This is a genomic window from Sphaerisporangium sp. NPDC049003 (genome assembly GCF_043197795.1).
Lineage (GTDB): Bacteria > Actinomycetota > Actinomycetes > Streptosporangiales > Streptosporangiaceae > Sphaerisporangium.
Map to the genome: position 1 here is coordinate 1 of NZ_JBICTU010000056.1, position 23,266 is coordinate 23,266.

18 protein-coding genes are annotated in these 23,266 nt (G+C 71.4%); 12 read left to right on the forward strand and 6 right to left on the reverse strand.

The features are described 5' to 3' along the window. The 6 genes from ACGFIV_RS35195 to sbnA form a co-directional block, all read left to right on the forward strand. A partial coding sequence (locus ACGFIV_RS35195) for a thioesterase domain-containing protein (RefSeq protein ID WP_392839376.1) occupies window positions 1-1,791 on the forward strand: 1,791 nt, incomplete at its 5' end. A 100-nt stretch (window positions 1,792-1,891) separates the two neighbouring features. Further along, the gene (locus ACGFIV_RS35200; protein WP_358553912.1) at window positions 1,892-2,359 is read left to right on the forward strand and encodes a cobalamin B12-binding domain-containing protein; all 468 of its coding nucleotides are present in this window, start codon (window positions 1,892-1,894) and stop codon (window positions 2,357-2,359) included. Further along, window positions 2,356-3,627 (forward strand): methylaspartate mutase, encoded by a 1,272-nt coding sequence (locus ACGFIV_RS35205; RefSeq protein ID WP_358553914.1) that lies wholly within the window; start codon window positions 2,356-2,358, stop codon window positions 3,625-3,627. Before ACGFIV_RS35200 ends, ACGFIV_RS35205 begins: the two co-directional genes overlap by 4 nt. A gap of 13 nt (window positions 3,628-3,640) precedes the next feature. Beyond that, window positions 3,641-4,672, forward strand: coding sequence for an asparagine synthetase A (locus ACGFIV_RS35210; protein WP_358553916.1), 1,032 nt, complete (start codon window positions 3,641-3,643; stop codon window positions 4,670-4,672). Then, window positions 4,669-5,970, forward strand: coding sequence for a glutamate synthase-related protein (locus tag ACGFIV_RS35215; RefSeq protein ID WP_358553918.1), 1,302 nt, complete (start codon window positions 4,669-4,671; stop codon window positions 5,968-5,970). The genes ACGFIV_RS35210 and ACGFIV_RS35215 overlap by 4 nt, the downstream gene beginning before the upstream one ends. A gap of 26 nt (window positions 5,971-5,996) precedes the next feature. After that, entirely contained in the window at window positions 5,997-6,956 is a 960-nt protein-coding gene (sbnA, locus tag ACGFIV_RS35220) for a 2,3-diaminopropionate biosynthesis protein SbnA (RefSeq protein WP_358553920.1), read from the forward strand. Window positions 6,957-7,113: 157 nt separating this feature from the next. On the opposite strand, the gene ACGFIV_RS35225 is transcribed toward sbnA, so the two are convergent. Together ACGFIV_RS35225 and ACGFIV_RS35230 are read right to left on the reverse strand one after the other, a co-directional pair. Continuing rightward, the gene (locus ACGFIV_RS35225) at window positions 7,114-8,169 is read right to left on the reverse strand and encodes a helix-turn-helix transcriptional regulator (protein ID WP_358553922.1); all 1,056 of its coding nucleotides are present in this window, start codon (window positions 8,167-8,169) and stop codon (window positions 7,114-7,116) included. After that, on the reverse strand, window positions 8,153-9,490 hold the full coding sequence (locus ACGFIV_RS35230; protein ID WP_392839380.1) for an MFS transporter: 1,338 nt from the start codon (window positions 9,488-9,490) through the stop codon (window positions 8,153-8,155). Before ACGFIV_RS35230 ends, ACGFIV_RS35225 begins: the two co-directional genes overlap by 17 nt. Window positions 9,491-9,684: 194 nt before the next feature. Between ACGFIV_RS35230 and ACGFIV_RS35235 the strand changes: the two genes are divergently transcribed. Both ACGFIV_RS35235 and sbnB read left to right on the forward strand, forming a co-directional pair. Further along, window positions 9,685-9,909, forward strand: coding sequence for an MbtH family NRPS accessory protein (locus ACGFIV_RS35235; protein WP_358557722.1), 225 nt, complete (start codon window positions 9,685-9,687; stop codon window positions 9,907-9,909). Beyond that, window positions 9,903-10,916 (forward strand): 2,3-diaminopropionate biosynthesis protein SbnB, encoded by a 1,014-nt coding sequence (sbnB, locus tag ACGFIV_RS35240; protein ID WP_392839382.1) that lies wholly within the window; start codon window positions 9,903-9,905, stop codon window positions 10,914-10,916. Before ACGFIV_RS35235 ends, sbnB begins: the two co-directional genes overlap by 7 nt. On the opposite strand, the gene ACGFIV_RS35245 is transcribed toward sbnB, so the two are convergent. Then, a complete protein-coding gene (locus tag ACGFIV_RS35245; protein WP_358557728.1) occupies window positions 10,913-11,494 on the reverse strand; it encodes a LuxR C-terminal-related transcriptional regulator in 582 nt (193 codons plus the stop codon). The two genes, sbnB and ACGFIV_RS35245, sit on opposite strands and share 4 nt — an antisense overlap. A 35-nt stretch (window positions 11,495-11,529) precedes the next feature. Continuing rightward, complete coding sequence (locus ACGFIV_RS35250) at window positions 11,530-12,156, reverse strand: LuxR C-terminal-related transcriptional regulator (protein ID WP_358557731.1); 627 nt, start codon at window positions 12,154-12,156, stop codon at window positions 11,530-11,532. A 285-nt stretch (window positions 12,157-12,441) separates the two neighbouring features. On the opposite strand from ACGFIV_RS35250, the gene ACGFIV_RS35255 reads away from it, so the two are divergent. The 4 genes from ACGFIV_RS35255 (at window position 12,442) to ACGFIV_RS35270 (ending at window position 21,123) form a co-directional block, all read left to right on the forward strand. Beyond that, window positions 12,442-15,450 carry a type 2 lanthipeptide synthetase LanM family protein gene (locus ACGFIV_RS35255; RefSeq protein WP_358557734.1) on the forward strand — a complete coding sequence of 1,003 codons (3,009 nt, stop codon included), beginning with the start codon at window positions 12,442-12,444 and terminating at the stop codon, window positions 15,448-15,450. Window positions 15,451-15,539: 89 nt separating this feature from the next. Beyond that, the gene (locus tag ACGFIV_RS35260; RefSeq protein WP_358557737.1) at window positions 15,540-15,797 is read left to right on the forward strand and encodes a hypothetical protein; all 258 of its coding nucleotides are present in this window, start codon (window positions 15,540-15,542) and stop codon (window positions 15,795-15,797) included. A gap of 181 nt (window positions 15,798-15,978) precedes the next feature. Then, complete coding sequence (locus ACGFIV_RS35265; protein ID WP_392839386.1) at window positions 15,979-18,903, forward strand: AAA family ATPase; 2,925 nt, start codon at window positions 15,979-15,981, stop codon at window positions 18,901-18,903. A 24-nt stretch (window positions 18,904-18,927) separates the two neighbouring features. Next, window positions 18,928-21,123: a prolyl oligopeptidase family protein gene (locus ACGFIV_RS35270; RefSeq protein ID WP_392839388.1), complete on the forward strand. Its 2,196-nt coding sequence runs from the start codon at window positions 18,928-18,930 to the stop codon at window positions 21,121-21,123. 395 nt (window positions 21,124-21,518) lie between these two features. On the opposite strand, the gene ACGFIV_RS35275 is transcribed toward ACGFIV_RS35270, so the two are convergent. Then, window positions 21,519-22,166 (reverse strand): exonuclease domain-containing protein, encoded by a 648-nt coding sequence (locus ACGFIV_RS35275; RefSeq protein ID WP_392839390.1) that lies wholly within the window; start codon window positions 22,164-22,166, stop codon window positions 21,519-21,521. 19 nt (window positions 22,167-22,185) lie between these two features. Further along, the gene (locus ACGFIV_RS35280) at window positions 22,186-22,443 is read right to left on the reverse strand and encodes a hypothetical protein (protein ID WP_358557746.1); all 258 of its coding nucleotides are present in this window, start codon (window positions 22,441-22,443) and stop codon (window positions 22,186-22,188) included. Window positions 22,444-23,266 lie beyond the last annotated feature (823 nt).

Here is a 23,266-nt window from a genome sequence, read left to right on the forward strand (position 1 = left end):
ACCACCGACCTCGCCCGCCGGATACTCGCCGTCTGCGAACCCGGCACCGTCATCTACAACGAGTACGGCGCCACCGAATGCTCCGTCGCCAACGTCATGTCCGCCACCTACCACGTCGGCGACGACGCCACCGGACCGGTCTCCGTCGGCACCCCCATCACCAACACCCAGGCCTACGTCGTCGACCCCGACGGCCGGCCCGTGCCCGTCGGCGTCCCAGGAGAATGCCTCCTCGGCGGCATATGCGTCGCCCGCGGATATCTCAACCGGCCCCAGCTCACCGACCAGAAATTCAGGCACCACACCCTCGCCGGACACCCCGAGCGCCTTTACCACACCGGCGATTTGTGCCGCTGGCTGCCCGACGGACGGCTCGAATTCATCGGCCGCATCGACACCCAGGTCAAACTCCGCGGATATCGCATCGAACTCGGTGAAATCGAAACCACCCTCACCGACCACCCGGCCATCACCTCCGCCGCGGTCACCCTCCGCGAGGACACCCCCGGCGTCCAGCGGCTGATCGCCTACGTCGTCACCGCCGCCGGCGGCACCCCGCCCACACCGGACGAGCTCAAGGCCCACACCGCCCGCACCCTCCCCCCGTACATGATCCCCGCCGCCTACGTCACGCTCCCCGCGCTCCCCCTGACCCCCAACGGCAAGACCGACCGCAAGGCCCTCCCCGCCCCGGACACCGGCGGGCACACCACCCACACCCCGCCCGCCACCCCCACCGAGCACCTCATCGCCGGCATCTGGCAGGACGTCCTCGGCGCCGCCGACCCCGGCGTCCACGACGACTTCTTCGACCTCGGCGGCCACTCGCTCCTCGCCTTCAAGGTGATCACCCGCCTGCGCCGCGCCGGCTGTCCGGCGACGTTGCAGCAGGTCATGGCGCATCCCACCATCCACGAACTGGCGCGGGCGCTCAGCGAAGCCGTGCCCGAGCAGAGCGGGCTGATCGCCGAGGTACGGCCGGGGACTCCGGCGGCCACAGAGCGGCCCAACCTCTTCTGCATCCATCCCGGGGGCGGCCAGATCCACTCCTACCAGACGCTGGCCGACGAGTTGCGCGGGGAGTTCCGCGTCCTCGGGGTGCAGGCCGCCGGCCTGGCCGACGGCGAGGCGCCGCTCGAAGACATCCGTTCCATGGCCGAGCGCTACTGGAAGGAGATCGCGAACCTGCAGCCTGAGGGCCCGTACCGGCTCCTCGGCTGGTCGGCCGGTGCGGTGATCCTGCACGAGATGGCCCTCATGCGCCCCGACGACGTCGGCTCGGCGTTCCTGCTGGAGCCCGCCGTCACCGGGCCGCATCGGAGCGAACGCTTCAACGAGCTGGCGGAGATCTTCGGGCGGGCCGAGTCGCTGTGGCGGCGCGGGCAGACCGAGACCGGCCAGGCGCGGGAACGGACGCGACGGGCGCTGAAGCTCCTGGCCGGTCCGATGAACATCGACGAGGACGCGGTCGACCTCGACGAATGGCTGCCGTACAACGTCCTTCGCGCGGAATCGCGCGCGCTGGCCGACTATCGCGCCGCCACCTCCGGGGCCCAGGCCACGCTCGTCGTGAGCGACGAGATCCACCGACCGGGACAGGAACTGGACCCCTCCGGGGACCGAGAGCGGTACGTGGCCCACTGGAAGCGGCTCTACCCCCGCGGGCTGCGGATCATCGATCTCGACGGCGGCCATCACGACATGATCAAGGCCAGGGAATCGGTGTCGGCGATAGCCTCGGCGCTCGGCACCGGCCGGCGGCCGGAAACGCCCACGAATTCGAGGACATAACTATCCAGTAATGGCCGGCTCCGGATCGCGGAATAATCAATACATCGAAACCCCCGATCCGGACAGCAATAGCAGGTATCAAGAAAGGCCAGTGGCTGGAATGTCCCCAAGCTGTATCACCGAGAAGCGACCGAAGCCGTATGCGGTGCTCAGCAGCACTCCATCGGATTCACACACCTGGAATCTGTTGTACGTCCAGCTGCTGATGGAAGAGAACGGCTGGACGGTCACCAACCTCGGTGCCTGTGCGCCCGTCGCGATGCTCCTGGACGAATCGCTGCGCCGTGTACCCGACATGATCGTGATCAGCACGGTGAACGGTCACGGCGCCCAGGAGGCCCGGCAGGTGATCGCGGCGTTGCGCGCCGAGCCCTCCCTGTCCCGGGTGCCGGTCGCCCTCGGCGGCAAGCTCTGCGTCAGCGAGGACCGGGAACAGGCCGTCGTGGGCGAGCTGGCCGCCGCCGGCTACGACGCGGTGCTGGTCGGCGACGCCGCCGTGCCGGCGTTCCGGTCCCTGCTGGCCGAGGCGGCGGGCACGCCGGGACAGCACGCGAGGCGGCGGGCATGACGCCGGAGACGGCGCCCGCCGGGACGTTCCACGAGTTCATGGAGCGCGCCCGGCGGACGGGGACGCTGGTGGTCCAGCCGCGCATGGGATTCGGCACCGTCGAGCGGATGCGCGCCGGGCTGGTCGCCACGAAGAACGCGGACGCCGCCACCGTGGGGACCGTCACACTCGACAGCTACACCCGCGTCGGCGACTTCGCCGCGGCCGAGCGCGCGCTGCGCGCGGGTGACGAGCTCAACGGCTATCCGATCGTGACGCTGGGCCCGCAGGTCACCAGGGGCATGCTCGACGGCGTCCGCGACGGCGGTTTCCCTGTGCAGGTGCGCCACGGCTCCGCGTCGCCCGGCCCGATCTTCGGCGCCCTCATGGCGGCCGGGCTGGACGCCACCGAGGGGGGACCGATCTCGTACTGCCTGCCCTACAGCAGGACGCCCGTCAACCGGTCGGTCCACGCCTGGCGGGAGGCCGTCAGGCGGTTCGCCGCCCTGGCGGAGACGGGCGCCGTGCCGCACCTGGAGAGCTTCGGCGGGTGCATGCTCGGGCAGTTGTGCCCGCCCTCGCTGCTGGTCGCGATCAGCGTCCTGGAAGGCATGTTCTTCGCCCAGCAGGGCATTTCGAGCATCTCCTTGAGCTACGCCCAGCAGACGCACCCCGGCCAGGACGAGGAGGCCGTCCGGGCACTGCATGACATCGCGGCCGACCTGCTGCCGTCGATCTCCTGGCACGTAGTGATCTACGCCTACATGGGACGCTACCCCGCGACGCACCAGGGAGCGCTGAGCCTGCTGGCGGCCGCCGCACGGCTGGCGAAACGCAGCGGGGCGGCCCGCCTGATCGTGAAGACCGCCTCGGAGGCCAGCCGGATACCGTCCATCGCCGACAACGTGACGGCCTTGCGGGTCGCCGCGCGGGCCGGGCGGGCGGCCGAACGCGACCTCAGCCCGCCCGCGACGACCGGCATCGAGGAAGAGGCACGTTCGATCATCGAGCGGGTGCTCGACCTGCACGCCGATCTCGGCAGGGCGCTCACGTCCGCCTTCGCCCTGGGGTACCTGGACGTCCCGTACTGCCTGCACCCGGACAACGCCGGACGTACCCGCAGTTACATCACCGACGACGGCCGCCTGCAGTGGGCGGCGACCGGCGCGCTGCCGATCACGAGCGCGGGCGGCCGGCCGAAGGCGGGCGGGCTGACCTCCACGGAACTGCTGCACGCCCTGTCCTATGTCAGGGACCGCTACGACACCGGCGCTTTCGCCCACCACTAAGGGAGGTTCGACCATGACCACACAGCAGGACTTTCGCCCCATGACCACGCCCGCGTCGCGCGCCACGGGGCTGATGGCGGATGAGGTGCCCACGCCCCGGGAACATCTGACGTCGCCGAAGACCCAGGCGGTGCTCAAGATCCAGCAGGCGCTGGTGGCGGGGGCGCGCGAGCTCCTGTCATCGGAGGGCGCCGTCGAGCTGTTCCAGCCGCTCATCGGCCCCGTGACCGATCCGGGCGCACGCGGCGCCAAGCAGGTGGACGTGGACTACTACGGCCACCAGTACAAGCTGATGGCCAGCGCCATCCTCTACAAACAGACCTCCCTGGTCGCGTTCGACAAGGTGTTCTTCATCGCGCCGAACGTACGTCTGGAACCGCTGGAGACCAGCTCCACCCACCGGCACCTGGCGGAGTTCCACCAGATCGACGTCGAGTTCGCCGGCGCGTCACGCGACGACGCGATCGCCCTGGCCGAGCGGGTGGTACGCCAGGCGGTGCGCAAGGCGCTGGCCACCCAGCAGGACGCGCTGCGGCTGGTCGGCCGGGACACCGCGAAGCTGTCGGCGCTCGTCGAGCAGCCGTTCGAGGTGCTGACCCACACCGAGGTCCTCGACCGGCTCGGCCAGCCGCACGATCCGGGCACGGAGATCGGCTGGGAGGCCGAGGAGCTCATCTCCGGCCGCGCCGAGGCGCCGTTCTTCGTCGTCGACTACCCGAAGGGCTCGCGCGGGTTCTACGACAAGGAGGATCCCGCGCGGCCGTCCACGCTGATGAGCTTCGACCTGATCGCGCCCGAGTACTGCGGGGAGATCTGCAGCGGCGGCGAACGCGAGTCCGAGTACGCCAAGATCGTCACCCGCATGCGGGAGACCGGCGAGAACCCCGCGAAGTACGGCTGGTACCTGGACGTCGTGCGGCAGGGCATCCCGGGCAGCGCCGGCTTCGGCATCGGCCTGGAGCGGCTGACCCGCTGGGTGGCCGGGCTGGACTCGGTCTGGCAGGCGAGCGCCTACCCGAAGCTTCCCGGGGTGGTGTCCCCGTGAGCGCACTGCGAGCGCCGGGATTCCCGGAGCAGGACGTACGGCGGCGGGCGCGCGAGGGCGGCGCGGCGGTGTTCCCGGCCATGGACCAGTACGGCGTGACGGTCTTCGGCGCGGCCGCCACCGTGCCACAGGACGAGATCGACGCGTACCGCCTGGTACCGCCGGTGTCCATGCCGCGGCGGCTGGAGAAGCTGATCGAGCTGGGCAGGGAGCCCCTGTACGCGGACGTGTCGCTGGACTCGTCGTTCGGCGGGTTCGACGCGCCGCTCCCGCTCTTCCTCACCGCCTTGGGGTCGACGCGGGTGGCGGCCGCCGGGTGCGACCTGGCCCGGCAGGCCGGCAGGCTCGGCCTGCCGATGGTGATCGGGGAGAACGTGGCCCCGGTCAGCGGATTCCGTTCCGCCGGGAAGCACCGCGCCCTGCTGGAGCGGATCAGCGCCTACGCCGAGGCGGCGAGCGGGGCGGCCACCGGAGGAGTGGTCGTCCAGCAGAGCACCGAGGACGCCAACGCCGAGGTCTGGAACCACGTCTACACCGAACCCTCGGTGCGGGAGCTGATGGACTCGGGACGGCTGGCCTTCGAGCTGAAGGTCGGCCAGGGCGCCAAGCCGGGGCTGGGCGGCCTGACCATGGTCGACGAGGAGACCTCGCGGCGGCTCAGCGGCCAGTACGCCATGGAACGGCTCCAGACCGGCGGGCCGGTGCTGCGCTGCAGCAGCCCGGGCACGTTCACCGACGAGATCCTGCGCCAGCAGGTCCATCTGATGCGGAACAACTATCCGCGGGCGCGGTGCTGGGTCAAGCTGCCACCGGCCCGCGACGTGGCCGAGGCCGCGGCCGTGGCGTGGCGGGCGGGCGCGGACGCGGTCACGGTCGACGGCGCCGAGGGGGGCACAGGGTGGGCGCCAGGCGCCTTCCTTGATCACGTGGGCCTGCCGTTGCATGAATGCCTGCGGCGGCTCGGCCCTCCCATGGGCACGCTGCTCGCCAGCGGCCGCGTGTACGACGGCGCACGCGCGGTCAAGGTCCTGGCACTGGGCGCCCGGGCGGTCGGTTTCGGACGGGCGGCGCTGGTCGCCGTCGACGAGGACCCCGAGCAGGGGCTGATCCGGTTCGTGGAGTCCCTCGCCCTGGAGATGCGGCTCCTGATCAGCGCCCTTGGCAAGTACGCCGCCTGCGAGCCGGGCCCGGAGGACCTGTGGAGCCCGCAGGAGTCCCGCGGCACGGCGAGCCATGACGCGCCCAGTGGGGCCGGCGAGTCACCGATCCGCCCTGACAAGCGAGAGGTCTTCGCGTGATATACGCCAACGCTTATGACGCCGTCATGGATGACGTGTTCGTCGCCCTGCCCTACCTGTCGCGGCGCGCCGACGTCTACCTGAAGATCGAGGGGTTCAACCCGGCCGGCTCGATCAAGCTGAAGACCGCCATCGGGCTCATCGAGGACGCGGAGCGCGGTGGCAGCGTGTCGGTGGGTGTCCCGGTGATCGAGTCGTCGTCGGGGAACCTCGGCATCGCGCTGAGCTCCATCTGCGCGGCCAAGGGATACCCGTTCACCTGCGTGGTGGATCCGAACACCTCGGAGTCGGCCATCGCGCACATGCGGGCGCTGGGCGCCGAGGTCGTGACCGTGCGGGAGACCGACGCCAACGGCGGTTACCTGCACTCGCGCATCGCCTACGTCCGCGAGCGGCTCCGGCGGCAGCCCGAGATGGTGTGGCTCAACCAGTACGCCAACCCCGCCAACGCGGCGGCGCACTACGAGCGGACGGCCACGAACCTGCTCGCCGGGCTGCGGCACATCGACTACCTGTTCGTGGGAACCGGCTCGACGGGAACCTTCGTCGGCTGCGCCTCCTACCTGCGCGAGCACTCGCCGCACACCCGGATCATCGCGGTGGACTCGGTGGGATCGGTGACGTTCGGCGCCGAGGCGGGGCGCCGCTGGATCCCCGGGCTCGGTGCCAGCCGCCGTCCCGAGCTGTGCCGGCCGGAACTGGCCGACGAGGTCGTCCACGTGCCGGAGGAGGACGCGATCCGGGAGTGCCGCCGCGTCGCGCGCAACACCGGGCTGCTGGTCGGGGGCTCGACCGGATCGGTGCTCGCGGCGATCGCGGGACGCGAAGACCGATTCCGCGACCGGCCGCGCGTCGCGGCCATCTCGCCCGACCTCGGTGACCGCTACCTGAAGACCGTGTACGACGACGACTGGGTGAACGACCGGTTCGGCTGTGTCCCCACCGCCAGGGCCCTCGGCCTCGTCGGTGCTCCGGAGGCAGGGTGAGCGGACCGCGCGAAGCGGTGAACCCCTGCCGGTCGGGGCGATCCGGGAAACGATCACCATCAGGTTCGATGTGATCGTTTCCCGGATCGCCACCGGGCGGCAGGGGTTCACGGATCGCCCCCGGACGGAGGGGCCACGGATCCCCAGGGACTACGGTTCAGAGCTCCGCCGGGTCGATGAGCCTCTTCGCGATGGCCACCGCGCCCAGCTGAAAACGGCTGCGTGTCCCGAGGCGTTCGGCCAGCCGGTCCGACAGCCGGCGCACGGTGCGCAGGGACACCTCCATCCGGCGGGCGGCCGAGGCGTCGGTGTGCCCCTGCGCCCACAGTTTCAGGATGTGGACCTCCTGCGACGACAGGTCGCCGCCGCGACGCGGCCGGCAGTCTCCCAGGGGCTCGGCCTCCGCCCACAGCTTCGAGAACAGCGTGACGAACGAGTCGACGACCACATCGCAGCCGACGGTGAGCGCTCCGGCCATCCCGGTGAGGTTGCTGACCGAGACCACCGCGTGGCGCCGGTCGAATATCCGCACCCTGGCGGGCAACGTGGGCAGGGTGCGCACGTCCGCGCCCGCCCCGATCTCCCGTCGCAGGTGGGCCATCGTGGGTTTGTCGTTGCGCACGCTGTCAAGGACGATCGAGCGCGACAGGACGCCACGGGCCAGGATGTCCTCGTCGATCGTTCGGGCGCTGTCGAGAGCCGGCGTGTGGCCGGCGAGCCGGAGCGACAGGTACTCCTCCCGGCAGTCGTCGGCCAGCCGGGCCGTACGGGCCCGCACCGCCGCGCCGCCGATGATCCACTCGACTCCGGCGGCGTCCTGGGCGCTCCGCTGGCCGCACGACGCCAGCAGGCGCGCGACCGTCAGCCGGCTGTCCTCCACCTGCTGCTGGTGTCGTGCCAGCTCGGCCTGCTGCCGGGCCAGCAGCGCCGCCAGGCCGACCTCCGGCTCGATCGCCGTCCAGCCGTCGTATCCCGCCTCGCGCGTGATCAGCTCCAACCGGGCCAGGTGCTCAAGGGCGAACTGGACGGTCACCTCGCTGAGCGCCATGAGCTCGGCGAGCTTCTCCGTGCTCGCGTTGGGATTCTCCACGACGGTCTGGTAGACCGATTCCGCGGTCGTGTCGAGCTCGAAACCCTGTCGCCGATCGTGCGACCACCCGTTGAACCGCTCGGGGGTCGACCGGCGTACCGACAGTTCAGGCAGCGCGACCATTCTTGACGCCTTTCTCTGGCTCCGCATCGGTAAGAGCACTCTCAGCGGAGATGTCGATCGCCGGCGCGACCCGGCGCATCTGTGACCACTCGGGCCGCAGCCCGGGCACGACGATGGCGACCAGGTAGAGGCCGCCGACGATCAGCAAGGCGCCGTTCAGCCCCGACACCGCGAGAACGGCCGCGGCGAACGGGCCGCCGAAGGGGATACCGGCCCAGGCAAGCGCGCTGGTGAGCGTACGGACCCGCCCGAGCAGCCGCCCGGGGATCCGCTCGTAGCTCACGGCGCCGATGATCGGGTTGACGAATCCGGAGCCGAGTCCGCCGACGGCGAAGACCGCCAGCACGGCCCACAGCGGGATGCTCAGGGCCATCGCCACGAAGCGGGGGATCCCGCCGATCACGAATCCGACCATGTAGACGATGTGGCGGGGCAGCCGGTCGGCGAGCGTGGCGGCGAGGAGGGCGGCCAGGATGGACGTGCCCGCGAAGACGCTGACCACCAGGCCCACCGTTTCGGCTCCGTACCCCGACTCCAGCGCCCACACCGGGAGCAGGACCGCCATGAAGGCCTGGTCGAGCAGGTTGGTCGCGACCAGCATCCCGGCGATGGAGCGCAGCAGGCGGTCCTGGCGGAGGAACGCGGCGCCCTGGCGCAGCCGGGCGAGGTACCCCTCCGCCTCGGTCGTCGTGAGCGCGGCGGGATCGGGCGCCGGATCGGCGAGCGTGGCGGTGGTTACCACGGCCGCCAGGCCGAACAGGGCCGCCGAGAGCCAGAGCGACTGGGCGCCGCCGAACGTGGCCACAAGGACGCCGGCGGCGGCGGGCCCCGCCACCGTGGCGGTGCGTTCGATCGCGGCGATGAGCCCGGTGCCGCGTTCGATCGGCGCCCGGGCCGCCCGGGTGACCGATGGGACGAAGATGGACTTGGCGGCGATGGCGGGGCCGTCCGCCGCGCCCACCACGGCCATGAGCGCCATCAGCCCCCACAGGTTCAGCCCACCGGCCGCGAACAGCAAGGGCGCGACGATCATGGCGGCCATCGACACCAGGTCGCCGGTGATGGCGACGCGCCGGGGCCCGATGCGGTCGATGAGCGGGCCGGCGAGCGCCTGCGCTATGACGAAGGGGGTGATCTGGCAGAAGGCGACCAGACCGGTCTTGGCGGGACTCCCGGTCGTGGTAAGCACGAGCCACGGCACCGCGATGGACAGCAGGCGGTTCGCCGAAAGGGCGGCGAGGTCCGCGCCCAGCACACCGATCAGGCCGCGCAACGAACGTTTGCCGGCCACACCGGTTTCCCTGCCGTCGCCATCGTCCATGGGATGTCTCCTCAGATCGTGGGGATTGTGGCGATTCGACCATCGCCCGCCACGGCTCCCGCCCGCCAGGGAAGGAACCGCACCGCTCGACCGCCGCTCCTGTCGCGCGTTCTTCTCTCCCGCCGGACCGCGTGCGGCGCGCACAGTTGCCTGACCGCCGCACACCGGGCGGCCAGCGCAGAAGGGATCCGCCGATGAACGACTCCGTGGATGAGGGCGTCTACCGCGTCGTGCGCAACGACGAGGAGCAGTACTCGGTCTGGCCGGCCGACCAGGAACCACCGCCCGGCTGGCAGGCCGAGGGCACCCAGGGCACCCAGCCCGAATGCCTCGACTACATCGGGGTGATCTGGACCGACATGCGGCCGGCCAGCCTGCGCCGGTACATGGACCGCACCATCTGCGACAAGCGATGCTGATCCTCGGCAACGCGGACGTCCGGCACGTACTGGACGGCAAGGATGTTGAGGTGCTCACCGCGGTGCGGCACGCGTATCTGGAACACTCCCGCGGCGAGACAGCCGTACCCGAGTCGGTGTTCCTGCGCTTCCCCCACAGCGCCCGCGACCGCGTCATCGCGCTGCCGGCGTACCTGGGCGGCGACGAGCCGGTCGCCGGGGTGAAGTGGATAGCGTCGTTCCCCGGGAACGTGGCGGCCGGGATGGACCGCGCGTCGGCGGCGATCATCCTGAACTCGCCGGACACCGGCCACCCGTTGTGCGTGATGGAGGGCTCGGTGATCTCCGCGCGGCGCACCGCCGCGAGCGCCGCCCTCGCGTCGGCGACCTTGCAAGGCACGGAGCCGGCCGACGGGGTCTCGATGATCGGATGCGGCGTCATCAACGCCGAGATCCTTCGGTTCCTCAGGGTGGTGCATCCGGAGCTGCGCGAGGTCACCGTGTTCGACCTCGACGCTGACCGGGCGAAAGCGTTCGCGCGGCGCTGCTCGGCGGAGCTGGACGTGACGGCGTCCGTGGCAAGCCACCCGGACGAGGCTCTCGCGGCGCACCCGCTGGTCAGCCTCGCGACCACCGCCACCGTCCCGCATCTCGACCTTCACGCCTGCCGCCCCGGCTCGCTCGTCCTGCACGTCTCGTTGCGGGACGTGACCATCGGCGGAGTGCTGGACGCGGTGAACATCGTCGACGACCGTGACCATGTTCTGCGCGCCGCGACCTCCATGCACCTGGCCGAGCAGCATGTCGGTCACCGGGGGTTCATCCAGGCCACCATCGGCGAACTCCTGCTCAGCGGTGGAGATCACGGTCGCGATCCGCGGCGCGTGACGCTGTTCTCTCCGTTCGGGCTCGGGGTGCTCGACCTCGCGGTCGCGGGCATGGTGCTGCGCGCCGCCCGCCGGGACGGGCTCGGCGTCGACCTGCCGGACTTCCTTCCCGCGCGCGCGACGGCCGGCCGTACCGGCTAGACCAGGCCCCTCCGCACCGCACACGCCACCGCATGCGCCCGGTTGCGCACCTGCAACCGGGCCGTCAGGTCGTAGATGACGTTCTTGACCGTGTGCTCCGAGCAGCACAGCACCTGGGCGATGGCCGCGTTCCCCAGCCCGTCCGCCATCAGCGCGAGCACCGCCTTCTGCCTGACCGTCAGCGGAGGCGCCGGGCGCGGCGGCGCGGGGGCCGGGCCGCCGAGCAGCCGGACCAGCACCTCATGCGGCAGGCGGCCGTCGCCGCGGTGCGCCGAGCGCACCGCCGCGCCCAGCCGCACCGACGTCGCGTCGGCGGACCGCAGCATGGTGCGCGCCCCCGCCCGCACGGCCCGCATCACGCCGGAGGGGGAGAAGGTGTCGGCGAGGAGCAGCACCGCGTGCCCGCCGGGCCCGCCCGCTCCGGACCACGCTTCCAGCGCCTCGTCCACCGTGGCCGCCGCCGCTATCACCACCGTGTCCGCGGACCCGTCGGGTTCCGGGGCCAGCGGGAACCCGCACGGCCCGAGCAGCGAGAGCACCCGGTTCCGCGCCGCCGCGCCGCCGGCGCTGACATGCACGCGGGGACACTCCACCGTGCCCGCCGCCGCCCCGGTCACAACAGCCCCGTCCGGAGCGCGTACGCGACCGCGTGAGCGCGGTTGCGCAGCCGGAACCGGTGGGTGATGTCGTGCACCACACCGACGACGGTGCGAGACGAGTAACACAGTTCCCGCGCGATCTCATCGGTCTCGCGGCCATCGGCGATCAGCGTGAGCACGGCAAGTTCCCGCTCGCTCAGGCCCGCGCCCCGCCAGGCCCCCCGCTGGGTCCCGCCCGCGGAGCCGGCGTCCGCCTCGTGATCGAGCAAGCACGTGAGCATGTCCGGCGGGACGGTGCAGTCGCCGCAGGCCGCGGCGAGCACCGCGCCCGCCAGGCGGCCCGCGTCGGCCTCACGGCGGCGCACCAGCCCACGCGCGCCCACCGCGATCGCGTGCAACGCCTGAGAGGGCGTGAAGTCGCCGGCGACGAGCACCGCCCCGGGCCGGTCGGCCAGGTCCCGTTGCGCGCGCAGCAGGTCGAACACCTGGTCCTGTATCCGGTCGACGACCACCACCGTGACCTCCGCCGCTTCCTGCGGCCCTACCACGACGACATCGGGACAGCCGAGCAACGCGCTCGTGGCGCCCGCTTCCAGCATCGGATCCAACGCGACGACGTTGGCCCGGACAGGGTCACCCATCGGACCTCCTCGGCCAGACATGAGGAATCTCTCGCCCCCAACATCCGCCAGGACCGCCCCCACCCGCATGGGGTCCCCACCCCCACATTCTCGGCGTGCCCCCCTGCCTGCGGCGTCACCGTCCATGCCCAGCGTGCGCGGCCGGGTCGCCGGGGCCGCGGCGGCGCCGCACCGCCGGACCGCGTACCGTCTACGTACCCGGCGCCCCCGCGGCGGTGACCGCCGGAGAAACATGGGTGCCTTCTACCCATCACCGGGAGACGAGGCTGTGGCAGCTTCAAAGGTATGACGAACCCGGCGACACCAGGCGAAAGCACCGCCGCCGTGCTGCCCGGCACCGACTGGTGGGCTCGGGCGCTGGCGCGGCACGAGCGGCCGGAGGCCGCCATGCCCGGCGACCGCTCCGAGGCCGTCCGCCCGGCCTGGTGCGACTTCGTGGAGCGGGCCGTCGCCACGGCCCTCCCGCCCGGCGAACCGCCGGGCACCGACGAGTGGCACGAGGCGTTCGCCGTCCCGTTCCGGCCCTTCCTCGCCCTCGTGCGCGACCGGCTGACCGACGCGGCCGGGCGGCATCTCGCCCCTGGCGAGACCGACGCCCTCTCCCTCGCGCGGACCTACACCGGCGTCCTGGCCAGGAGACTCGCGCGCATCGCCCTGTACACGCTGATGGCGGAGTTGGGCACGGCTCACGCCGGTGGCCTGCTGACCGGCGCGGACGACCGGGACCGGTTCGCGGACTTCCTGCACCGCCAGTGCGCCTCCGCCGGGCTCGCCGCGCTCTTCGCGCGGTACCCGGTGCTGGCCAGGCAACTGGGCACGGCCGCCATGTCGGCCGCCGACGCGGGCGCCGAACTGCTGGCCCGTCTCGGCGCCGACCGCGCGGCCCTGGTCGAGCACCTCCTCGGCGGCGTGGACCCGGGGCCGGTCACGGCGATCGAACCCGGACTCGGCGACCCGCACGAGCAGGGCCGTACGGTCAGCCTCGTCCGCTTCGCCGACGGCCGCACCGTCGTCTACAAGCCGCGCTGCCTCGCCGCGCACCTGCGGTTCAACGAGGTCGTCGCCTGGCTCGACCTGCGGCTTCCCGGCTGCGGTCTGCGCACCGCCCGGGCGGTCGCGCGGCCGGGGTACGGCTGGATGGAATTCGTCCAGACCCGGCCGCTGAAGCGACCCGAAGACGCGCGGCGGTTCTACCGGCGTGCGGGGGTGCTGCTCGCCGCCCTGCACGTGGTACACGCGACCGACATGCACTGCGAGAACGTCATCGCGTGCGGTGACCAGCCGGTCCTGATCGACGTGGAGACCATCTTCCACCCTGACCTGCCCATGCCGGACACCATCACCATCGCCGACCCCGCCGCCCACGCGCTGGCCACCTCGGTGCAGCGCACTGGGCTCCTGCCGTACGTCACCGTCGGCGAGAACGGCCTGCTCGACCAGTCCGGAATGGGCGGCGATCCGGGTGCGGCCTGTCCCGAAGGCGTCCTTGACTGGGATCCGCCGGCCCGCGCCGGATCGCGTCTCGTCCGGCGGCCGGCCCCCTACGCCGGCGCCGGCAACCGCCCCCGCTTCGGCGGGCGGACGATCGAGCCCGCCGACCACCAGGCCGACGTGCTGGAGGGTTTCCGGCTCGGTTACGACGCGGTCGTGCGCTGCCGGGCGGAGTTCACCCGGCTCGTCGAATCCTTCTCCGAGATCCAGACCCGCGTCGTCGTCCGGCCGACCCGCGGCTACGCGCGCTTGCTGGACGAATGCACCCGCCCTGACCTGCTACGGGACGCGCTCGACCGGGACAGGGCCCTCGATCTGCTCGACGAGGCCTCGGCCCGCCACCACCTGTGGCAGCGGCTGGCCCCGTACGAACGCGCCGCGCTGTGGGCCGGCGACATCCCGCTGGTCACCGGCCGACCGGGGTCCAGGGACCTGTGGACCCGCTCCACCGCGCACCTTCCCGGCATGCTGGAGCGATCCGGACTGGAGTGCGCCCTGGAGAAGATCGCGGCCATGGGCGAGATCGACCGGGGCGAGCAGGAGTGGGTGATTCGCGCCAGCCTGGCCGCCCGCCGGCCTGCCGAAGGCCACCACAGCACCCTCCCGGCCATGGCGCGCAGGCCCGCGGGCGCCGAACCCGGCAGGCTGCTCGCCGCGGCGGCCGGGCTCGCCGACGAGATCCTCGCGCGCAGCAAGATCATGCGCGACGAGGACGATCGAGGCCGGATCAACTGGCTCGGGCTGCAACTGGTCGACGACGCGCGCTGGATGGTGCTCCCGATGGGCGCCAGCCTGGCGGACGGCTACCTCGGGGTGGCGCTGTTCCTGGCCCAGCTCGCCCGGTTGACCGGCATCGCCCGCTACGGCCAGGCGGCGCGCCGCGCGGTGGGCCCGATCCCCCAGCTGCTCGCCACCCTCGCCGGCCGGGCCGACCTGCTCACCGCGGTCGCCTGCGGCAGCAACGCGGGACTCGGCGGCATGAGCTACGCGCTGGCCCGGCTGGCCACCCTGCTCGACGACCAAGAGCTGCGTGACTGGGCCGAGACGAGCGTGGAACTGGCGGACCGCACGGTCGGCCTGGGCGGGCCGCCTGAGCCGCCCGGGTGGACGGACGGAACCGCCGGATGCCTTGCCGCGATGAGCGCGGTGCACCGCGAGATCGGTTCCGGGGCGGCCGCGAGGCTGGCCGTCACGTGCGCCGACCGGCTCGCGGACCTCGTGGAGCGGACCACGGGGCGGTGCGTCCCCGACGGGGACGGGATTCCGCCTGGCTTCGCCTCCGGCGCCGCCGGGATCGGCTGGGCACTCACCCGGTTCGCCATGCACGCACCGGACTCGCGCCATTCCCACGCGGGCCGGCGCGCGCTGCGGCGGGCGGGCGAGCAGATCGTCCCGGGCGGGCCCCAGGGGCACGGCTGGTGCCGTGGGACCGCCGGCCTGCTCATGGCACGCGCGTGCCTGGCGAGGGACGCCGCGACGGCCGAAACCGAGGCGGCTCTGCTCTCGCTGGCCGAACGCCCCGTGCTCGGCGACCTGAGCCTGTGCCATGGCGAACTCGGCATCGCCGACGCGCTCCTCGTGCTCACCGCCGTCACACCGGACCAGAGCGCCCCCCCGACCCTGCACCACCGCGCCGACCTCGTCCTCGACGCGGTCCACCGGCACGGACCGACCTGTGCCACCCCCGGCGGGATCGCCACGCCCGGGTTACTGCATGGGCTCGCGGGCATCGGATACGGGCTGCTACGGCTTGGCTTCCCGCGGACGGTCCCTTCTGTACTGCTCCTGGAACCCACCCCCTGACATCGCCGCGGCCTCGGCCCGAGGCTCCCCGGCACCCGACCGGCAGACGACCAACGCGCAAGACGAACTCGAAAGGAAGGCTGAGGAAAATGAGGTTCGAGTTGTTGAGCACGCGCACCCACCGGACCGACTCCCGCGACGAGGCACGGGAATCCACGCCCGCGGCAGGCGCCGGCAGACTGGGCAGGCCGGGGGTGCAGTTCGGCCTGCGGGTCGCCGTGCTGGCCGGTGTCATCGCCACGACGGGCGGCACCACGACGGGGCTCGGCAGCGCGATCAACAGCCTGGCCGGCCCCGCGGACACCACCTGCTGCGGTGGCGAGACGTCCATCAGCAGAATCGTGTGACATCCCGCCGGCGAGCGGCACGGTCCGGCGTATCCGCCGGCCCTCTGACCGCCTGCGGTGAGCGTGACCAGTGCGGCACCCGGTTTCTCTGTGACCCCGATGCGGGCACGGTTTCCACCGGGTGCCGTTTTTGCCATCTGACATGCCGCGTAAACCCGGCAAAATTGGCTATTAACGTCAAATGACCCTGTTCCCCGTATCGGCCGTGGTATGCCGGGATGAAGAGCTTCGCACGATCGACCGTGCGTTGGCCAGCGCTCGGTCCGGACGGGGCGGCGCGCTTTTCGTGATCGGAGAAGGCGGGATCGGCAAGTCACGCCTGTCCACGGCGGCAGCCGACCTCGGCCTCGCGGCCGACATGTGCACCCTTCGCGGCCGGGCCAGCCCGATCGGCCCGATGGCCCCGTTCCGACTGCTGACCGAGGCGCTGATGTCCTTGCAGCGGTCCGGCACTCCCATCGACGTCGCGCAACTGGGCCCGTACCAGCCGGTCCTCGCCAGGCTGGTGCCCGACTGGGGCACGCCGGCGCCCGCGCACGAGGGCGGGTCACTGGTGATCCTCGCCGAGGCGGTGCTGCGGCTGACCGCGCTCGCCGGGCGGGAGCGCGGCTGCCTGATGATCCTGGACGACCTGCAGAACTCCGACGCCGAGAGCCTGGCCGTGGTCGACTACCTCGTCGAGAACCTCGCCGGGCAACCCGCCATGCTGCTCGGCGCGGCCTCCAGCGAGCCGTGCCCCGCCCTCGACATGGCCCGCTCGGCCGCGCAGCGCGGCTCCGCCGGCCTGCTCGAACTGCGCCGGCTCGACGGAGACGAGGTGCGCCGGTTGGCCGGGGTCCACCTGGAGTGCGACGCGTCCCACGTCCCCGACGAGCTGGCCGAGCAGTTATGGGCCGACAGCGGCGGCGTTCCGCTGATGGTCGAGGAGATGCTCGGCGAGATGCTGCGCGGCGGGCTCGTGGCACGTGAACGCGACAGCGGACGCTGGCGGGTCACCGGCAAGCTGCACACCAGGGTGACCGGCTCGCTCACCCGTACCATGGCCACGCGACTCGACAAGCTCGGCCCGCAGGGACGGGACCTGCTCTCGGTCGCCGCGGTGCTCGGCCCGCGTTTCCCGGTGTCGGTGCTGCAGGCGGCCACCGGACTCGGATACCGCGAAGTGCTCAGGCAGTTGCACGCCGAGCTGACCGCCGAATTCGTCGCACCGGACGAGGAGACCCCCGACTGGTACGCCTTCCAGCACCCGCTCGTCGTAGAGGCGCTGCTCACCCTGCTGACCCCGGACGAGCGCGGCGCGCTCGCGCGGCGCGCCGCCGACGCGGTGCTGGCCGTGTTCCCCGAGTTGCCCGACGATTGGTGCCAGACGTCGGCCACCCTGCGGCTGCAGGCGGGCGAACCCGCCGCCGCCGGGGGGCTGTTCGCGGAGGCGGGCCGAAGGGCGCTGGCGCAAGGCGCGGCGAACACGGCGGTCAGCCTGCTGGAGAAGTCCCTCGACCTGCTCGGGCACGGCACCGACGCGCAGGCGCGGGCCGACGCGCTCGCCGCGCTGCTCCTGGCGCTCGCCGAGGCCGGCCTGGTGGAGCGGGCGGTCACAGCGGCCGGCCAGCTCGACGAGTTCACCGGCCTGATCAGCCGCAGTTCCCGCGCCGAACTGCACACCCGCCTGGCCTGGGCCGCCGCGGTAGGCGGCCGGTCCGCCGATGGCCTCGCCCAGGTGGAGATCGCGCGCCGGCTCCTGGGCCCGGGCGCCGCCGACCGGGACTCCGCGCCGATCGATGTCGTCGCCGCCCATCTCGTGCTCGACCTGCCGGGCCCTGACCAGGTGGGACTGGCCGAACAACTCGCGCGGCGCGCCGCCAAGGTGGCGGAGAAGGCCCGGCTCCCCATGGTCGCCTGCCAGGCGTGGCAGTTACTGGGGGCGCTGAGCCGCCCACGCGACCCGCAGGAGGCGACGGCGTGCCTCGAACACGCGCGCGGCCTCGCCGTGCGGTACGACCTGCCGATTGAGGAGATCCACACGCTGATCCGGCTCGGCAACGACGAGGCGCTGCGCGACGGCGGGATCAGCCGGCTGGAGCACGTCCGGCAGGAGGCGTCGCGGGTCGGCGCGGTCACGGCCCGGTTCCAGGCCGAGACCTGCATCTCCTTCCAATCGATCTTACGGGCCGATTTCGGCGTCGCCGGGGAGATCCTCGACCAGGTGCTCCAGTCGGCCTCGCGGCTGCGGCTCCTGGAGGCCGCCAGGTACGCGCTTCTGCAGCGGGCCATCCTCGCCGCCCACCAGGGCCGGCGGCAGGAAATGGAGACCGCGTTCGCCGAACTGCGCCACCAGGTGCCCGAGCACGCGCAGCTCACGCCGCGGGCGCACGGGCTGGCGCGGGCATGGTGCGCGCTCCTTGAGGAGGACCGGGCGCTGGCCATGGCGGAGCAGTCACGCGCGCTGGCCGCCGAGGACCAGAACCCGACGGTCTACCCTCTGACCGGCCGCTACGGCCTGGATCTCCTCCTGCGGTCGCTGGCCGGTGAACTGGACTGGCCGGAATACCAGGCGGTGGTCGCGGCGCCGGCCAGCCGGCTGCGCTGGGACCGGCAGTTCGCGCTGTTCGCGAGCGCCGTGCTGCACGGCCGGGCGGGGTCAGGCCGCGACGCCGCCGATGCCGTCGAGCAGGCGGTGCGGGTGGGCGAGTTGTTCGGCACCAGCCGCAATATCGGGCTACGCCTGGTGGCCGAGGCCGCGATCACCGACGGCTGGGGCACCCCGGTCGAGTGGCTGCGCCGCTCCGAGGAGTACTTCCACTCCGGCGGGGTGACCGCGGTCGCCGGCGCCTGCCGGACGCTGATGCGCCGGGCCGGAGTGCGCGTCACCCAGCGTCGCCCCGGGGCCGACAACATCCCTTCTCGGTTGCGCGCCGCCGGGGTCACCGTACGCGAGTACGAGGTCCTGCGGTTGCTCGCCCGGCGGCTCGGCAACCGGGAGATCGCGACGCGGCTGCACCTGTCGCCGCGCACCGTGGAAAAGCACGTCGCGTCCCTGCTCACCAAGACCGGCCTGCCCAACCGGACCGCGCTGAGCGAACTGGCGGAGACGACGCCGGACCATTGACGCGCGGCCGACAAGGAGTCGGCCTTGGAGTGCCGGCGGCGCGCCGTAGCCGCACAGGCTGGTCGCGCGCCAGTGGAGAATCACAGGATGGCAAGACTCACGTTAAAGGTTCCCACGACGCGACACGATCCGGATAGCGGCTACATGCTGCACGGTAAGCGATTTGACGACCCCTACGCCTGGCTGGAGCGGCTCGACGACGCGGAGACCCAGGCGTGGATCAATGCGCAGGAAGCCGTCACGCATGCTGTGCTGCGCGGAGCGCCGGGACGCGACTGGCTGCGGGCCACGGTCGCCCGCTCAGCGCGCCATGCGCGGCTGTCGCCGCCGATTCGCACCGGCCCGCACGGACGCGAGTTCGTCTGGCAGGCGGACACCGACGACGAGAAGCCCTGTCTCATGGTGCGGCGCGGCAAGGACGCGCCGCTCGAACCGGTACTCGACCCCAACACATGGAGGAGCGACGAGGCGCTGGTGTTCGCCGTGCCGTCCCCCGACGGCACGCTGGTCGCGTTCGGGAAGGCCGTTGGCGGCACCCACGACGCGGTGATCCACGTGCTCGACGTCGAGACGGGGCGGCTGCTCCCCGACCGGCCCCGCGGTACGAGCCACACCTCACCGGCTTGGCGACCCGACGGGTCAGGGTTCTTCTATGCGGCGTGTCCCGAGCCTGGTGAGGTGCCCGCGGGCGACGAGGCGTACTGGAACGCCATCTACGAGCATCGGCTCGGGTCGGACGCGCCGGCCCGCCGGATCTTCGGCGACGATCACGAGAAGGAGTACTGGTGCTCCGTCAAGGTCAGCGAGTGCCGACGCTTCGCCGTGCTCTACAAGTGGGACTATGTGCATGCCAACGTCGTCCACCTGCTACGCCTCGCGGACGACGCGCTCGTGCCGGTCGCTCCCACCATGCGGTCGCTCAACCAGGTGCAGGTGATCGGCGACTCGCTGCTCGTCCATACCGATCTGGACGCGCCGCGCGGCCGTCTCTGCGTCGCGCCGCTCACGGCGCCGACGAATTGGCGGACGCTCATCCCCGAGAACTCGGACACGCTGCAGACGGTCGCCGGCGTCGGCGGCCGGCTCTACGCCGTCTACTCACATGCGGCGTCGCATCGCGTGCGCATCCACGCAGAAGACGGCGCCCACCTACGCGACCTGGTGCTGCCGGCGCTCGGCTCGGTGAATCGCAACGAGGGCGAAGGCATCATCAGCGGCGTCGATGGCAGCTGGAGCGGCGACGAGGTGTGGGTGAACTTCACGTCGTACGTGCAGCCACCATCGGTCTACCGGTATGACTACGCGGCCGACCGCCTGTCCCCGTACCACGTGCCCGACGTCGGGCTGGACGCGTCCGCGTACGTGACGGACCAGGTCTGGTACGAGTCGCCGGACGGCACGCGGGTGTCGATGTTCATCGTTCACCGCGAAGACCTCCCTCGCGACGGGCGCCGGCCCGTACGTCTGAGCGGCTACGGTGGCTTCAACATCCCGCTGGAGCCACGCTTTTCGGCCCTGAACGCCGCTTGGTTGAAGCTGGGCGGCGTCCTCGCCTTCGCGAACGTGCGAGGCGGCGGCGAATACGGCCGCGACTGGCACGAGGGGGCATGCAAGACGCGGCGGCAGAACGCTTTCGACGACTACATCGCCGCGGCGCGTTGGCTGGAGTCGGCGGGCTATACGACGCCCTCCAAGCTCGTTTCGCGTGGCAACAGTAACGGCGGTCTGCTCGTCGCCGTCACCGCCATGCAAGCACCAGAGGCCTTCGGAGCCGTCTACTGCCGCGCGCCCGTCCTGGACATGCTGAACTTCCCGAAATTCGGCTACCTGAGCTCGGCGACCGTCGAATACGGCTCGCCCGACGATCCCGTCGAGGGCGCGTATCTCGCCGGCTATTCGCCGTACCACAACGTCCGAGCCGATCGCCGCTACCCCGTGATGACGTTCGTGTCGGCGTTGAACGACCGGGTCGCGCCACCGTACGACCCCCTCAAGATGGTCGCCATGCTCCAGGCCGAAGGCACGCGGGGCGGACCCTATCTCCTGCTGCCCCTCCGGGCCTCGGGCCACGGCGGCGGCACCACGCTCACGGCGCTCATCGAACAAGACGTCGACGAACTGAGCTTCTACTGCTGGGCTCTCGACATCGCACCACCCACGCCGGGCGAGACCGACCGGGCCGTCGACGGCTGCCGTGCGATCACTACCTCGGGGCTCTGACGATGCGGAACGTCACTGGACGGGCAGGCCGGTGACCGCGCGGCCGATCAGCAACCTCTGGACCTCGCTGGTGCCCTCGAAGAGGGTGTAGATCTCAGATGTGCAGATCGCCGACCTGCAATATCGTTATCGTTCTTGCTCTGACCTGGGAATACTCATTGTGGTCAGTGGTGGTCGTTTGCCATTCCTAGCCGCCCTCTGGCAGAACTGTGGCAGAACTAAAGCCAGGGAGGAACGCCGCTCTACCACGTCCCCCGACAATTGCTTACCGATCTTCATGAAGCGTGGACTATTCCCCCGCGAGTTCTGGTAGACCGTTGCCAGGGGTACGCCTACAGGTGCTGGGCACCCTGTCCTCCGCGTCACGGAGGACAGGGCGTTCGCCTGGTGATCAGTCAAAACAGTAACGGCAGTTGGCCAGACTCATAACCCATGGCTTCACCGTTGATCGGCACCCCAGCCACCTGGCGCAGCTTGTCGACGGTGATGGTCTGCCCGAACAGCTTCTCAACGAGGGTGCGGAGCAGCAGGCCGGCGCCGACCGCGTCCCACAGAGCACGGTGCGGTTGCCCGCCGACAGCGAGATGGAAGACCTCATCGGTCAGTTGGTAGTGGGTGAGGAGGGCGGTCAGGCTGTTGCGCCGGCTGCCTGATCGGATCAGCCTGGCCAGTTTCAGCGTGTCGATCAGTGCGGCCGGGCGGATGCCGGGGCAGCGCAGCGACAACAGCCGCCAGTCCACGGTCACGTTGTGGCCGACGATGTACGCCCCATTGAGGCGGGCCATCAGCTCGGGAAGGATGTGATCGAGTGTCGGGCCCAGGGCCAGCATGTCGCTCGTCAGGCCGGGCGGAGACCAGGGACGGCGCGGGATGCGCCGCCCCGGGTTGACGATCGAGTGATAGGCGCGGTCCACGTCGGGGCGGCCACCGGCCAGCGGGACGACCCCGACCTCCAGGATCGCCTCGTTCTCGCGGTCCTGACCGCCGGTGCCCTCCAGATCGAACGCGACCAGGGGCGCGGCCATCCACAGCTGGTTCGGCATGATGGCCCCTCCTGGTCGTTCAGTCGTCGTCGAAGCGGGCGCCGGCGGCGAGCCGTTCCCGCGCCTGGTCGAGTCGCGCCTGCTCGTCATCGCTCAGTACATACCCTTGCAGGGCGCGGCCGTGGGCGGCGTGGAGGTGCGGGTGATCAACTTCCCACACCTGGTAGCCCAATGCGTGCTGCAGGGCGTACCGGCGTTGCTCGCCCAGTGCGTGCGTAAGGACATGTCCATCCTCCACCAGGAACGGCGCGTCCGCCTCGTAGCCGAAGGATTCCATCGCGGCCCGGAACTCGGCCTCGGTGGGCGCCTGATGCGCATCGGTGCAACGTTGCCAGGGCCGAGGAACCCCAGAAGCTGAACCCGATCCTCATCCGCATCCTCTTTTCGTCGGGGGTGATCCGCGCGGCCCAAAGGCTGCTGCTTGCGTTGGTGGTGCAGGGTGAGGACGGCGGCTCCTCCCCTGCACCACCGGCCTGGCTGGGGCTACGAGCTTCAGGATTAGCGAGCCAGCCAACCAGGGGTCCACGGCCCCGCTCCCCCCACGATGAGAGCGGGGCCGTGAGGGTGTCGCGGTCCCGCTCCGATGTGGAGCGCAGAGACGAAACCGCGACAGCTCAGGTGGATCCGCCGTCCTTCTCCAGGGTCAACGCCAGAGAAGACCGGCGGTGCTTAGGATCCCCTGGTAGACGGCACGGGGACGCTGGGGACCTCGCGCTGCTCTGCGAGAGACGCCTTGACCGTGGCGACCGCTAGAGCCGCTGTACGTTGCACAGCGGTCTGATCCCCCGGCCGCACATTGATGGGGCCCATACCGGACAGCGATGAACTCATATCGGCGCTCCCACCAGTTCACGGGCCAGTGGATCAGCACCACCGAGTTCACGCCACCGCTCCGCGATAGCGTCCGCAGCGCTCTCCGGTCGCTCCGCAGTGATGTACCGGAACAGCTTGCGACTGGTAGCCGCCGAATACCGCCCAGTCCACCACGAGTAGCACACCCCGTCGGTGCTGTCGCTTGCCAGCCTGATGGGACCACCCAGTTGCCACGAGGAAGGGACCACCTGGTCGTGTAGTCGATCATAATGATCTCCCTCAGTTCG